The organism is Corynebacterium sp. HMSC064E07 (assembly GCF_001815745.1).
GTDB lineage: Bacteria > Actinomycetota > Actinomycetes > Mycobacteriales > Mycobacteriaceae > Corynebacterium > Corynebacterium jeikeium_D.
The window spans coordinates 1-14451 of record NZ_KV821820.1 but is presented as its reverse complement, the minus strand read 5'-3'; the positions used below and the strand labels follow the sequence as shown (position 1 = coordinate 14451).

At 57.5% G+C, this 14451-nt stretch carries 16 protein-coding genes; 14 read left to right on the top strand and 2 right to left on the bottom strand.

Translation table 11 applies throughout. From position 1 onward, the window contains the following. Window positions 1–6: 6 nt before the first annotated feature. Together HMPREF3053_RS07680 and HMPREF3053_RS07675 are read right to left on the bottom strand one after the other, a co-directional pair. Entirely contained in the window at window positions 7–654 is a 648-nt protein-coding gene (locus HMPREF3053_RS07680; protein ID WP_070767529.1) for a hypothetical protein, read from the bottom strand. Window positions 655–826: 172 nt separating this feature from the next. Further along, window positions 827–1636, bottom strand: coding sequence for a hypothetical protein (locus tag HMPREF3053_RS07675; RefSeq protein WP_070767528.1), 810 nt, complete (start codon window positions 1634–1636; stop codon window positions 827–829). A 495-nt stretch (window positions 1637–2131) separates the two neighbouring features. Here HMPREF3053_RS07675 and HMPREF3053_RS07670 point away from each other — a divergent pair, with 495 nt between their 5' ends. The 14 genes from HMPREF3053_RS07670 (at window position 2132) to HMPREF3053_RS11005 (ending at window position 14259) form a co-directional block, all read left to right on the top strand. Then, window positions 2132–2371 carry a helix-turn-helix domain-containing protein gene (locus HMPREF3053_RS07670; protein ID WP_070767527.1) on the top strand — a complete coding sequence of 80 codons (240 nt, stop codon included), beginning with the start codon at window positions 2132–2134 and terminating at the stop codon, window positions 2369–2371. Beyond that, window positions 2372–2683: a hypothetical protein gene (locus HMPREF3053_RS07665; RefSeq protein WP_070767526.1), complete on the top strand. Its 312-nt coding sequence runs from the start codon at window positions 2372–2374 to the stop codon at window positions 2681–2683. A 308-nt stretch (window positions 2684–2991) separates the two neighbouring features. Continuing rightward, on the top strand, window positions 2992–3495 hold the full coding sequence (locus HMPREF3053_RS07655) for a hypothetical protein (RefSeq protein ID WP_141758943.1): 504 nt from the start codon (window positions 2992–2994) through the stop codon (window positions 3493–3495). A 599-nt stretch (window positions 3496–4094) separates the two neighbouring features. Continuing rightward, window positions 4095–4907, top strand: a complete 813-nt coding sequence (locus tag HMPREF3053_RS07650; RefSeq protein ID WP_070767524.1) for a hypothetical protein — start codon at window positions 4095–4097, stop codon at window positions 4905–4907. Between the two features lie 2 nt (window positions 4908–4909). Then, a complete protein-coding gene (locus tag HMPREF3053_RS07645) occupies window positions 4910–5296 on the top strand; it encodes a hypothetical protein (protein ID WP_070767523.1) in 387 nt (128 codons plus the stop codon). Window positions 5297–5736: 440 nt separating this feature from the next. After that, entirely contained in the window at window positions 5737–6798 is a 1062-nt protein-coding gene (locus tag HMPREF3053_RS07640) for an HNH endonuclease (RefSeq protein WP_070767522.1), read from the top strand. Between the two features lie 294 nt (window positions 6799–7092). Continuing rightward, on the top strand, window positions 7093–7716 hold the full coding sequence (locus HMPREF3053_RS07635) for a hypothetical protein (protein WP_070437719.1): 624 nt from the start codon (window positions 7093–7095) through the stop codon (window positions 7714–7716). A 105-nt stretch (window positions 7717–7821) separates the two neighbouring features. Beyond that, window positions 7822–8286 carry an HNH endonuclease gene (locus HMPREF3053_RS11285; RefSeq protein WP_083317233.1) on the top strand — a complete coding sequence of 155 codons (465 nt, stop codon included), beginning with the start codon at window positions 7822–7824 and terminating at the stop codon, window positions 8284–8286. Between the two features lie 267 nt (window positions 8287–8553). Continuing rightward, window positions 8554–9150 (top strand): hypothetical protein, encoded by a 597-nt coding sequence (locus tag HMPREF3053_RS07630; RefSeq protein ID WP_210400044.1) that lies wholly within the window; start codon window positions 8554–8556, stop codon window positions 9148–9150. 3 nt (window positions 9151–9153) lie between these two features. Continuing rightward, entirely contained in the window at window positions 9154–9588 is a 435-nt protein-coding gene (locus HMPREF3053_RS07625) for a phage terminase small subunit (protein ID WP_069359750.1), read from the top strand. A gap of 21 nt (window positions 9589–9609) precedes the next feature. Continuing rightward, complete coding sequence (locus tag HMPREF3053_RS07620) at window positions 9610–11232, top strand: terminase large subunit (protein WP_070767521.1); 1623 nt, start codon at window positions 9610–9612, stop codon at window positions 11230–11232. An 11-nt stretch (window positions 11233–11243) separates the two neighbouring features. Next, window positions 11244–12641, top strand: a complete 1398-nt coding sequence (locus HMPREF3053_RS07615) for a phage portal protein (protein ID WP_070767520.1) — start codon at window positions 11244–11246, stop codon at window positions 12639–12641. Window positions 12642–12680: 39 nt separating this feature from the next. Then, window positions 12681–13898: a VG15 protein gene (locus HMPREF3053_RS07610; protein WP_070767519.1), complete on the top strand. Its 1218-nt coding sequence runs from the start codon at window positions 12681–12683 to the stop codon at window positions 13896–13898. Then, complete coding sequence (locus HMPREF3053_RS11005; protein ID WP_141739559.1) at window positions 13891–14259, top strand: hypothetical protein; 369 nt, start codon at window positions 13891–13893, stop codon at window positions 14257–14259. Before HMPREF3053_RS07610 ends, HMPREF3053_RS11005 begins: the two co-directional genes overlap by 8 nt. Window positions 14260–14451 lie beyond the last annotated feature (192 nt).

Sequence of the window (14451 nt, the reverse complement as noted above, 5' to 3'; positions counted from 1 at the left end):
AACGACCTAGGAAACCTGAGAAAAGACAATGGCTCCGAGCTTGTCCTCGCGACAGCTCAGGCGGCGCTTAATAGTGCCACCGCGCTCGCCACCACCGGGCGTTTTCCACGACATGACAGCAATGACGTCAAAGGTGATGGGATTGCGGCCGTTGTATACGACGCTGTCTCCGAACATTGCGACGATGTGGCGCTTCTGGGCTCGCGCCTTGGGAATCAACTGAGGGTAAATGCTCTCAATCTTGAAGAACAGTTGCGCACCGTAGGACACGTTATCAACGTGCCGATAGTGGGCATCAGCGGGAGCTATGGATTTGCCCGCGTGTTGAACCTCAACAAACAAGGTGAAGTCAACAGCATCGTGGGAACTTTCGCTGGAGATGCAGATAACCCCATCGTTTTCGACCCGGAATCCCCAGTTGTACTCGAAGTCCTCGCTAGAGACTCGGAGCGCTCTTTCACTGACCGAGTTCGCATCCTCAGCCAGCTTGTTTGCCTGTATTGCGATGCGATTCGATTCGGCGGCTTCTTGAAGTGCCCGCTTAGCGATGCTGTTGGACTTCTTCGCCTTGCAATTAGCGAAATGTGCGTACACGAGACCAGCGACACCGATGGGTACTCCGAGGATATCGATTCCGACTGACAGCCAATCCATACCAATAAATCTACGGAACCAAATACAGAGATGGCGAAAAAATGCCAGTCAAACAGCCACCGGCAAACGAAAGGAGGAAGCAGCGATGAAGTACATGGATTTAGCCAACGCTAGAGGACAACTGCGTCAACAAATGTTAACCAGACTCCATGACAGTGGCCTAAGCCAGTATCTAGCCATCAATGATGAAGAGTTGCTCGAACAACTCGATGGCCTTACTGAGATACATTTCTGCGTTGGCCATTCGGTCATCGAGGCTCCAAACGCCGTAGCTGCGAGGAATTCGCTGGACCCAGTCGGCTACATCGAATTGGAGACGCCAAGTGATATCTACTCCGTCATTCGAGTTGAGTTCGATGCCGCGGCGGAGCGCGATCCATGCGGCTTCCAACTCCTCATCACCCCGGATGAAAGCCTCGAACTGATTGCATACACCACAGCGCGAGGTGTCGATGGCCGGGCTGTTGGAATTGACCTGCAGCTCGATGATGCGCCACACGAGGCAATGCCCCCGTCGATGACGGTCAATTCGAGCGAGATCATGAATCCACCACAGCGCACTTCCGCTGAATCCTCCGGTGGCGTGATAGGGCTGCGTGCGTTCAATAGCTCGGCGAATCCTATCGGAAACCCCATAGGTATTGCACGAGGCGAAAGCGTCAGCAGATCTGCACAACGGGTAGGAAATCCGGCCGGCATTTGGCGGAGGGTCCAACTTGGTTTCACGGACCACGATTTCGTACATCAGCCCATCGAGAGCGGCACGAAGTTGGTACAGCCACTCTCCGAAGATGAGGGACAGCTCGGTTGGCACAGGTGCGGTCGCATGGAGGCGAAAGGAACGGATATCGCCGTCGCCTACAACCCGGCGCTCAATCGGGTTCGCCTTCAGATGTTCGGCACCAAGACTCCACAGCTCGCGGCGGTGCGAAGCCGCTCGCTCTACTCGAGCTACGAGGCGCCGGAATTCGTTTTCACTCATGGACAAATCGTAACGGCTGACACTAATCCAACTGCGGTAACAAACCAGGGCGGTAAAGGGGAGCACACGTGGAATTAAAAGCAGCAATCGGAAACACGAGAATCGACGCCACCGAAAGTGAAATCACAATCACCAATACGGACAACGACACGTCAGTGTCGATTCCTTACCAGGCAGTCGGCACCGTTGCCGAAGTGTTGGAGCTCGCAGATAGGTGTCGCACTCCTCTTACACATCCATATACAGCCAGAGCAGTCCCTTGGTCGGACTCCAGCAAATTGGCGAAATAAGAACAGCCCGAATGGTTACTCAGGGGTTCGATTCCTCTGCCGGGCACTGGCGCGTAGGCGATATGAGAATCGGTCGCCGCAAGCCAGCCACAATGCCGTGGGCCTTTCGCACGGCGGTTTGGCTGCGCGCCTCACAAACCAAATAAAAAGGGCCCGCCCCCGCTAGCACCAGGGACAGGCCGAAAGTGTTGAAAGGAACACTGCCATGAAGCATACACAGTCTACGGAGGCAACCATGATCGACAGACGGAGAACTCTGACGCCGCGCGAGTTCGCCGACGAATTCGGCATAGATGTTCAACGCGTCTATCGCTGGTGCCAGGCGGGACGCCTTCGCACGATGCCGAAGACTCCTGGGAGTCGCCAGCACTGGCGCATCTTCAGCTCCGAAGTTGATCGCGTTATGACTGTTGGGTTCCCGAGCGATCCACGGGAGGCAGCATAAATGAGTAATCCAAACGTTAAGTTCAGCCGCTCAATGTGGCGCGACGCCTACGATTTGCTGGATCACGTCAACACCAGGAACAAACTGCAATGGGCAATGTCGCTGATTCTTGCCGCATCCTCTCTTGCAATGGTCATCATTACCGGGCACGACAATTTCAATTTTGTGCCAATCATTTGGACAATCACAACAATTTTTTGGTTGTGCACGGCGGTCTTTATTTCAAAGTCTGTCAAAAGCATTGAGCGTGTTCTCCAGATGAAAAAGAAGAACAGTGGTGTCTCTGCGACCAGGTATTGGCCGGAGGCATGACATGAAGCAGCTTCGTAGGGTTCGCTCACCGAAGAATCGGTGGGTGCTCGTGGTAGTCCCCGTGCCTCGAGGCGGCAGGAAACCGGCCACGATTGATTTCGAGGTGTCGTTCGGTGATGTGATGTCAGAGATGCCTCGTAGTCTGAGGTTTCCGGCAACGCTGCCTCGGCGGTTAGGCCGGCATGGGGATGGGCAACAGTTCATCACCAGAGGGGCTTTGGAAAACCTGGTCACTTTCAATAAGGATGACAAGCGCGTTATGCGCCAGCTTGAGGAGTTCATCGAGCACATCGCAAGTGAGGTGCAAGGTGAACCAGAAAGATAAGCCACGGTGCGCCCGCCGAATCTCAGACGGTCGCTGGCAGGTAGCAATGACAGGGATTCCGCCGGCCGTGATCTGTACCTCGCTGCAAGACGCTTTGGAGACCGCGGTGGGTATTAAGGAAGTCCCGCCCGGCGATTACGAGGTGTGCCGGCTTGATGCTCGGGGGAATGTTCTCGAGCTCATCGAACTGGGAATGTCAGTAGAACATATCGCTGAATCAGCTCAGGTGGGCTGTCAAGCAGTGGAAGCAATCATCTCCGGCACTGCATCCGTCTCCATGGCTGACGTTAATGCGATGGCGCAGGTTGAGTTTGCGCTGTCAGATGCGGAAGCTACCGCGCTAGATCTCCTGCACTTCACGTCATTAGGGGCCACCCTTCGGGAAGCAATTGCATGGTGCCGGAAAAGGGATGGCCTGTCGGCGCAGAAAGCGTGGGCAGCAGTTCCCGTCGTCAAGCAGCGTATGGAGGGGCTGAAATCAGCATGATGCGCCGACGATGGCTGATTTTCCAGATGAAGGTCGAAGCCCACGTGTTGCGGATAGTCCACCGCGGCGAAAAGCACTAAGCAGCCGATAGCAGTCAAACATGAGGAGGAAAAATGCCACGCCAAAGGTCTTGTAGGCACTGCGGTTTCCCTATCCGGTGGGCATGCACACCATTGGGGCATCGACTTGCCCTTGATGCATCGTCTGACCCAGATGGGAACGTGCAGATCGTACATGGTGCTGCCGTGTTCCTCAGTGAGGAAGAAGCTCTGCGGAAGCGGTCTCAGGGGTATTTGCTGTTCCAACAGCATGTGTGCGCCGGTGCTCATGGTAAACGGCGAGCGGGCATGCCTGAGCGGGAGAAACAGCGCATGCAACAGCGACGTGTTGCGCGTGAGCGCAGACGGCTCAATGAGATGACGAAGAACCATAAAGCGACAGCTAGATGACATCAGATGAATCAGCTGCGCAGCGTTGGTGGGAGCAGCAGCAAACGCGGCGCCAAATTCAGATTTACCGATTCCTTGGCCCTCGTAAGCGCCCCACCCGCACTGAGATTCCAGGGCAATTAACCATTGATGGACAGGAGATTCCAAGAAATGACGACAGCAGCAGATGATGTAGACGTCGTTGATGCGACGCCGAAAGCACAGCAGCGTCGGCACTTCCGGTTCGTGGCGCCAGCCGTAGAGTTCTCGAACGCGTTGAAGGCAGTCCACCCAATCGCAGTGCCAGGCGATACCGCGGCGCAGTTCGATTCGATTCGCATTGATGTTCGCGAGGATTCGACGGTCACTGTCTCTGCGGCCAACCCGATGATGATGGGCGCCGCGGAAGTGCCCGGTGTCGACGTGATCGCCTCCGGTTCGGTGGATGTCGCGCCTCGAGTCGCGAAGGAGTTAGCCGAAGTTGCGATTCAGAAGGTAACGAACGCTGGGCCGGTTGAGGTCGAGGTTGCCGCTTCGGCGGACTTCATCGAGATAGCGCTTGTTTACGGTTTGCCATTTGAACCGCACAAGACGCGTCGCCCGGTGCAGTCGCCGAGGCAGCCGCTTGAAGGAGTCGCGAAGCATGTCTCCGAGGTGCTGCAGGAAGTGCACGCGAAGGAGCGGAGTTCCGCCATGGTCTCGCAGTCCGGCGTCCTTACTCGTGCGACACCGGCGCAGGAAGTCGCGTTGCAGAAGGCAGCGCGGGCTATCGGCGCTGTGGTGACTCGCTTCCCTTCGACGGCCGAAGCGAAGTTTGTGGCCACGGCTCCGCAGCTCGCGGTCGTGTGGGTCTGTAATCCGGACGGGTCGGATTCTGCGGTCGTTGACGAGGAGAAGTTGGACGGCGTCGACGAGCAGCGGAACACCGGGTCGACTGTTGCGCGACGTGTTGTTGTCGCGCGGCCGTTGAGAGGACTGTCGTAGTCATGACGCTCCAGGTGAAGAAGACGGGAAGTAGCTTTTTGCCGTGGGTTGTTGAGGACGATACCGGTGGCATCGCGTGGTGTGGCTCGTGGGAAGACGCTGTTAGGACTGCGAACGAGTACGCCCGTGAGGTGGAGGTCCAGCTCGTGCGGCCGGACAAGCTGTTCATTGAGCATTGCTACTCATGGGGTGTTGGGATCTACGACCGTGATATTGCACAGTTCGGCGATGTTGAGGCCTCTCGAGGTGCGTCCGCCTGTGGTAGCCCCCGGGTTCGCCTGGGGAACATTGAGTTCGCGTCTGTCGACGAGGCTCGTCAGACGGCAGCGCAGTTGCTGTCTGCGTGTCAGTGGGCGCAACGGCCGGCAGTAACGGGGAAGGTTTCTTGATGGGTGACAGCGGCGTAAGCAATAGCAAGGCCGTCAGGCAGTTCTGTGTAGTGGCGTCAACAGATGGCGGATACACATGGAATTCATTGCGCGTCGCTGGGGTGACATGGATGAGCGCAGAACAGGCACAGGACGTGCACCAGGCGTGCAGTCTGCGGGCCCGCACGTATGGCTTGCCTGCGCGGTACCGGGTGCTGTCCCGCACTGTTTCTACGAACACCATGTGGCCTTATCCGTCTGATGAAGGTGATGACCGAACCGGTTATCACGAGGAAAGCGAGGGGTAGTCATGGCGCTACCAGTGCCTTGTTGTAGAGATCCGTAAGCAATTGTGTTGGTTCATTTTGTTACCGCGCCGGTTTTTGATTTGGAGTTCGAAGAATGATTGGTACCGCTTCCCATATTTCTGCTGGGCAGCCCCGGTCCGGGAGTGATGCACCATGGCATGGGTAAGGGTCAGCGATACTTTCAACGAGGCCCCGGAGTGGATGCGAGCCTATGAGCTGGCAGCCAAACGTGGCGATGACCGTCTGGTCAGTGAACTCAAAGGCGCGGCGTCAGCGTTGTTTACGCATTCTGCGCAGCAGTGGACGGATTACAAAATCACCTATGGTGCAGCCGTCCGGCATATCGGCATTAGCCGGGTGGAGCCTGTACTTCAGGATCTGATCACTATCGGGATTATCACCGAGGTGGAGTCTGAAGGTGAGCGGCAATTCGTGCTCGTTGAGCGTGAATCGTTTGTTCATGTCATCCGCTCCGATGCGAAGTCGAAGGCAACGAAACGCCGCAACGATCAGAACCGTGCTGGGTTGCAGGTGCCGGTCATGCTCCGTGATGGAGACCAGTGCCGGTACTGCGGTGATGAAGTGGTCTGGGGCGATAAGAAGTCCGATCGTGGCCGTGAGTACGACCACCGTGACATCGATGCGCCGACGACCCCAGACAATTATGTGACGGCATGCCGTGGCTGTAATCAGCTGCGGCATGAATTAGGCGAACGCGCCGAGGAGGAACTTCCGCTCCTCGACCCACCAGAGTCTCCAATGTATGGCCCGGAGCTGCGCAAGAAACTCTCCCGCTGGGAGGGATTCGTTGCGCGCTGGTGCAAGAAGGAGGGACTCCCGAATCCGCTTATCGCGGACGAGGTTGAGGCCCAGGACAACCCGGCAGCCAGTCGGGCAGTGACCCCTTCTCAGGAAGAAAAAACGGTACGCGCTACGTCCCCGGCCGCGGGCCCAAGCCAGGAGCCCGGCAAGCCGCAGTTCCCCAATACTGATTCCCATGGCCAGGTTGAGTCTGAGGGTAGAGCCGCCAAAGGGAGTTCTCGGCAGCCAGCCGAGACTATTCAAGTCAATGTTGTCCAGTCGCTTCCGGCACTCCCCGCACACCATGCGGGCGGTGCGCCGCAGGGCCGTAAGGCATCGCACGTGCGCGATGCCGGTCCCGCCAAAGGAGCGGAGCCTTTCGCACGTCGCCGTCGCCGACGCCGCCGCAACTAGTTTTCGAGTACACGCCCCGCGATAGGAGGGGCGAAAAACAAACGAGCTTGCGGTGCGTCCAAGAGAGCCTACGCGCTTTTGACGACGCGGCCTTTGTCGTACCCAAAAACTTTCCCGTCGACGAAAAAACCGTTCGACAAGGGGAGTAGTTGTCGGGCTGGCACCGGGTCGGGTCGGGTCGGGTCGGGACGGGTCGGGAGGGCTTTTAAATATCCCTCCCCCCTCTTTCTTTCCACCCTCTTACCTCTGTTGGTTCTCTAGTTCTTTTTGTTGTGGCTTGTTGATTGGAGCCTTATGCCACCGTTGTCGCCGGACCAGGTCGAGCAGCTTGGTCGTGCATTGTCCGCGATTGAATCTATGGCCCCCGCCCTCGCTGAGATGATGGTCCCCTCTCCGCCTGCCTCCGGGGTCAATGGGGGACGGCCCCCGAGTACCCGGGAGTCCCGCCCGCCACTACCGGTGTATCTGCTGGATGTGGAGCACGCGGCGGAGTTGTGCCTGTGGGACTGGGCGCAGGCGCTGGCCTACGAGGTGCAGTGCCGGCCGCCAACCAGCCGGCGCCTTGAGTACGTGGCTCGTTGGCTTCATGATCGTGTGCATGATGTCGCGGAGCGCTCGTGGGCTGATGGCGTGCTCGTTGAGGTGGAGCATCATCGGCGGGTGATAGGCGATAGGGTGAGTCCACCTGAGCCGGTGGCGCGGCGGGAGGTTCCGCAGCAGGGTTCTGCGCGTCAGGTTGCCGATGCTCTTGCGGTGCTTGGTGTGCGTGTCAGTCATACGTCGTTGAGGAAGTGGGCGAAGCAAGGCGAGATTCCAACGACGCTGAACGCTGAAGGCGTGGAACTCTTCGACATCGCAGACTGCATGCGCGCAGTCGCAGCACATCAGTGTGGCGACGACACGCGGTCGACAGGGTAGAACTTCGTGACCTGCGGTTTACAGTCCGTGTGCTAAGCTACGCTTGACTGAAGCGCATGCTCTTAAACCGTTGAATTGAAATGATGGTTTGAGAGCTTTTGCTTTATGTCAGCACATTCGCAATTGCCTTACACGAGTTCCGCTAATGGCAGCGATGGGTCACGGCAGGAAACCACAGAGTCCCACCTGGACAGCAACACCCCTCCAGTAACCCCTAGAGGCCAGCCGGTAGCCACCCCAGCCGCCACTCGCCCCCAGGAGGTACCAGACATGCCAGGGTGGAGGTCGAACTCCCGGGGTCCCAGATCCCGGGGCGTACCGAAAGCGTTAGCTGAGCAGGTCATGGTGCGCGATCACTTCGAATGTCAAGCGCGGCTGCGTGGCTGCGCACTTATTGCCAACGAAGTGGACCATGTAATGCCGGTCTTCGAAGGTGGCAATGATGAGTTAGAAAACCTCCGGGCTATCTGCTCGTCGTGCCACAGGAAAAAGACCGCAGGGGAAGCCACCCGCGCCCGGCAGCGACGCCGCCAGCCCGTATGGGTAAAGCCTCACCCAGGTCTACTGTGAGGGGTGGGGGAGGGCCCTCGTCCCGAGGGACGGGCCAGGGCGGAGGGCATTGCCTTTAAATTTGTGTACGGGTTCCATTATTTGCGCTGGTCAGGTGGGAAAACGGGCTAGATTGAACGCTGGCGCGCTTTGCTGACCTGCGGGTTTAAAATTGGCGCAGCGCTAACTTCGATGCCTTATTTCGTGGTCTGCGTGACCGTCTTTAATTGGAGAACATAAGGCCAGGTCAAAGCAGTGAAACGTAACGTTTTCTGGTAAAATCGAAGTATGAACAAAGGTTGCGAAGTCTGTGGTGCAATGCTTCCGTTGCAGGCACCCGGCCGCATTCGGACATACTGCTCGAATGCGTGTCGACAAAAGGCGTACCGTGCCCGCCAGCGCAACCGCTACCCGCAGGAAATGACCAACGCACGACGCTGGGTTGCAGCCGACGGCAAGCGCCCCATGCAGACCAACGGCAAGCCAGCATCGTCAACCAAGCCAGAAACATGGACGCAGTTCCGCGACGTCAAAAAGAAGCCGCACGGTTTCATGCTCGGCGGCGGATTCGCATGCATCGACCTGGACAACTGCTTCAGCAACGGGCAACTCCAACAATGGGCACGTCGGATTGTCGACGCCGCGCCGGGCGCATTCATTGAGCGCTCAGTCTCCGGCAAAGGACTCCACATCTTCGGGCTCCTACCGGAAAGCAAAGGCCGCAATTACGGACGAGTAGAGGTCTACTCCGCCGAACGGTTCATCCGCACTACCGCCACCGTGTGGTCGGCAGGCGAACTGGTTGCATTAACGAAGACAGTCGCGGCCATCGAGGACATGAATCAGACAGGAAAGCTTCCTAGACAAACAACAGGGAGGAGGTAGGCCATGCCGGGCCCAGTACCCAAACGGTCAGACCAACGCCGACGCCGCAATAAACCGCAAGGCCCAACAACGCTGAAAGTGGCCGGTGCAGAAACGGTGAAGCCACCAGCGGAAGACCGCAGCTGGCACATCAGCGCCAAACGCTGGTACAGGAGCCTGAAGCATTCCGGCCAATCAGTGTTCTTCGAACCATCCGACTGGGCAGCAGCGCACCTATGCGCCACAATCCTGTCCGACGAGATGCAAAGACCAGAGCCAGTGCGCGCCGCAATCATCGCTCAAATCAACTCCATGATGGACTCCCTCCTAACAACAGAGGGAGCACGCCGCCGACTGCGCATCGAACTGCAACGCGCCGATGCGACCAAGAACATCGACGACAACACCCAAGCAGCAATCCTGCTGATGGAAAAATACAAAAACGACCTAACCGGATAAAGAAAAGGCGGTGATACCTACATGGTCGCCGCCGCCGACAGGATCATAACCCTCCCAGAAGGAATACCCACCCGCACCCTCGGATGGAACGCCCTCGCATGGGCAGCCAAATACCTACGCCACCCCAACGGCATCCGCGCCGGGCAACGATGGCAATTCACCCGCGAGCAAGCCCGCTTCATCCTCTGGTTCTACGCCGTCGACAACGACGGCCGGTTCGTCTACTACCACGCAGCCCGTCGGCTGGCCAAAGGCTCCGGTAAGTCACCATTCGCAGCCGTCATGGCCCTTATCGAGCTGCTCGCGCCAGTCCGGCTGGACCATTTCGACGACAACGTTCTCGGCGGCTGTGTCGGCAAGCAGCAACCCATGCCACTTGTGCAAATCGCGGCGGTCTCCCAGGACCAGACCGAAAACACTATGCGCATGGTTCGAGCCATGGTCGCAAAGCGCGCCGCACCCCAGCTCAACCGCGACTACCAAATCGACGCGGGCAAAACACAAATCAATGTCGAACCCGCAGGAAAACTGGAAGTCATCACGTCTTCGGCAGCGTCCGCTGAAGGCGCAGAAGCGACGTTCATCATCGGCGACGAGCTCGAACACTGGACCAACTCCAACGGCGGAACCGAACTACACCGCACGCTCCTGGATAACCTCGCCAAGTCCGGCTCCCGCATGCTGGAGACCCTCAACGCCTGGAAACCAGGCACCGGCTCAGCCGGAGAAGAAACATTTGAAGCCTGGACGCTACAGGAAGACGGTCGCACCAAATCCGACCGCAAAATCCTCTACGACGCACGCCAAGCCCCACCAGACACCGACCTCGCTGATGAAGCCAGCCTGCGCGCCGGGCTGGCTTTTGTGTATGAGGATTGCCCGTGGGCTGACTTGGACGCGATTGTGGCGCGTATTTGGCACCCGAAAGCGCGGCCTGATGATTCGAAGCGGAAGTATTTGAACTGGCCGACTGCGTCGCTGGACTCGTGGTGTGATCCGCAGGACTGGGCGCAGATGTCCAGGCCTGACCGTGAACTCGTCGATGGCGAGCAGGTTGTGCTGTTCTTCGACGGTTCATTGTCGAATGACCACACCGCACTGATTGGCTGCTGCATGGACGATGGGCACGTTTTCACCGCTGGCGTGTGGGCCCCGCCGCCGGACGGCGTCGTCGACGTCGAGGCGGTAGATGCGGGCGTGCAGCGGGCGTTTGACCGCTTCGAGGTGCTGGCATTTTTCGCTGATGTCCGTGAGTGGGAGAGCTTCGTCAAGGTGGATTGGCCGGAGCGCTACGGCGACCAGCTGCGCCTGTGGGCAACACCTGGGGCGCGCAACCCCGAGCCGATTGCCTGGGACATGCGCAGCAAGGACTTTCCGTTCACACAAGCATGTGAGCTTGCGGCCGCCGAGATTGTGCAGCATGCGTTCACCCACGACGGCAACCCGCTTTTGAGTGAGCATGTGCGCAACGCTCAGCGGCATCTTGGCCGTTATGGCGAGACGGTGCGAAAAGAGTCCCGTGCATCGCAGAAGAAGATTGATGCGGCGGTCTGCATGATTGGCGCTCGCATGGTCTACCGCATGGTCAAATCCGACCCGTCACTTAAGGCAGAGCCGGTCGATGACACGGCATTTTTCTACTAGGAGGGCACGTTATGAATGAGTCTCAGGCACGTGACGCAATCCGTGCTCTTTTGCAGGACCACTCGGTGCAACGACATCATTTCGATGAAATTAACCGGGCGGTGCAGCCGTGGTCAGACACAGAGGCGGCGCGCCGTATGGACGTGGCGCAGGGGAAGAACTATCACCGGCACTTGCAGATCGCGAAGATGTCTCAGACCCCGTTTCTTGGGCTTGTGCTGGACACCTATGGTCAGTCGCTCAAGGTAGAGAACTATTTCTCCGAAGGCTCAGTGCAGGCCAGGTCGTGGCACCACTGGCAGACCAACCGAATGGATGCGCGCCAAACCGGTCTGCACCGTGCGGCGCTGCAGTATGGCACTGCGTATGCGTCGGTGCTGCCGTCGACGCTTAACGGGGCGCGTATCGGCGTGCATTCGCCTCGCCGGCTGGTTGCTCGCTATGGGGAGGAAATGACGTGGCCGGATTCCGGGGCGGCAACGCAGACGGAATTCCCGATAATCGCCATGGTCATCGACAACGGCCACCTGTGCCTCTACGACGAAGAGCGTGTTTACTTCTTCGGAGTCGAAAATGCCCCGGATGAGCCGTTGGCGTGGCAGCAGCGCTATTACATGTCGCCGGAGAACTTGCCGTTTATCGAATATCGGGAGCACAACGTTGGTGTGACGCCCATTGTCCGGTATCAGGACCGCATGATGGCTGCCGGCGAAGAAACCAACGGCATCATTGAGCACCTGCTCGCGTTGTCGGCCAGGATTGACCGCACTAACTATGAGCAGGGTGTCGCGCAGTATTGGGCGGCGTTTAAGCAGCGTTATGTCACCGGTTGGGCTCCGAAGTCGGAGTATGAGGCGATGCGGCAGGCCATCAGTGACACGTGGACGTTTGCGAACAAGGATGTGAAGGTCGGCCAGTTCGATGAGACGGACCTGACGCAGTACATCAAGGCGCGTGAATCGAGTGTGCGCGACTTCGCTGCAGTTGCCCAGGTTCCCGCACAGTCACTTGGTGCGAATGCGATTTCCAATATTTCTGCTGACGGCCTGGCGGCGTTGGAGACGTCTAAGGATCGTAAGGCTTCTGAGATTCAAACCTCGCTGGGTGAGTCGCATGAGCAGATGCTGCGCCTGTGTGCGCATATTGCTGGCGATGAAGAAGAAGCCGGTGACTTCGCCTCTGAGGTCAAGTGGGCGGAAACATCGGCTCGCTCGTTCGCCCAGACGGTCGATGGGCTCGGCAAACTCGCCACCATGCTTGGTGTACCACCAGACGAGCTGTGGTCGGATATCCCTGGTTGGACGCATGAGCGCGTCAAGCGGGCTAGGGAAGCACAAGCAGGCCGCGGAAGCGGATTGTTCGACGTTGACCAGCCGGACGGTGGTCAGGAACCGCAAACCGAACTGTAACGGCATCACAACAATCGACATGCGAGGAGGTGAAGGCACATGCCAACGCAGGACGCGAAACTCCGTGATATCCAACGCCGACTAGAGCGCGACGTTGCAGCGAAGATTGATGAGTTCGGTGTGCCCATGGATACCGACGCGGTTTATGACATCGCCGTCGAATTGCACCCCATCGTCGTAAAGTATCGGCAGGAGGCTTACCGTGCCTACGTCGAGCAAATGGGGCGCGACATGGCGCAGCTCGGTTTAGAAGTAGCCCCGGCACGAATCCAAGGCTACGGCCCCCACGCCACCTACGACGCATTGGCTAGAGCAGCAGGATTCGGCGAGAAACCATCAAACATCATCCTCGAGCTCGTTGACGATGAGACCAAGGAACTCATCAAGAAATCCGTACCGGCCTTTGCATTCCCCAATCACCCGCGAGTCATCGAGCAAATGAGCGCACGCCTGACCCGCACCCTCATGCGCCACACACTCAACGCCGGCCGAAAAGCAGTCGAAGACACCGCACACCTCGGAAGAGTCCGCAACGCAACAACCAAACGCCCAATCGGACGCCGAATCGGCTACGCCCGAGTACTCACAGGACAAGAATCCTGCGCCTTCTGCGCCATGCTTGCCTCACGCGGCCCCGTCTACTCCGAAGACACCGCCACGCGCCGGGCTGATGGGCGTCGGTATCACGATGGGTGTGACTGTCGTGCGGTTCTTGTTATTGAGGGGCAGCCGTGGGAGGGGGAGCAGGAGTTTCATCGGTTGCAAGCAGCCTGGCGGGAGGCAACATGGGAGGACGGGCGGCCTGTCGATAATCAGTGGAATCGGTGGCAAAAGGCGGTGCACTCAGGGAAAGTCACGTTGAGGGCAACCAGTGAAACGCAAAGACAGGGAAAGTTAAGTCTTAACGGAGTTAAGCCTGCTGCTCATGAGACGAAAACATACAATTTTTTGGTATCTCAGGGCCATGTTGTTGAGCTAATTCCGCGAAGTAATACTAGTAAAACTGCAGACTGCATAATCGACGGCATCAAGGTAGAGATAAAAGCTCCACAAGGAAGTGGTAAAGAAACCATCTATCAATTGGTGAGAAACGGCAGTAAACAAAGTGCGACTCTAATTATTGACCTCCATCGGTCTAGCATTCCAGTCGACGAAGCAATTCTCCAGGTAGATAGAGCGATGGCACGGTATACTCGAGTTAAGCAGGTAACTATTATCACTCGTGATCGGAAGGTGGTGAAGAAAACTCGTGGCTGACAGTACTTCTTTTGAATCTGATGCAGGAATTAGAGACGTAATTAATCTCTTCAAGCAAGTCGGAGAGTGCACCGCTCTTTCTGTTGATGAAGATGATGACTTGACATTTCGGTTTGGAACTCCAGGCGGGGCCTACGTCACCGCTTTCTGGGATTTGAAGCCGGATATCGACGAGTATGAAACCGTGGTCGATGTGTATGAGCAGTCAGACAAAGGGGCAGCTTCACGACTTTTTAAATATGTGGCTACAGCTTTTGATGATAAAGCCGTATTACGAGCACCTGATTCGGCAGAAGTTATTGCGAGAGCCAGTGGTGGCCATATCGTATGGGAAAACAATACAAGTAATGGTCTGAATTAAACACTTATGTATTTGAAAATACCGCTAATACGGTGAACTTTAAGTACTGCTAAATAGCCATGGAGTAGCCACATTTGCGGGAGTGCGAGTCCCCGCCATGGCACTACCCCGCACCACAAGAAGTGGTGGCGGGGTTTTCTTATGCCCGAAAACAGATTTGGGTTAAGTGACAAAAAGTGTGTCCGCTCGGTG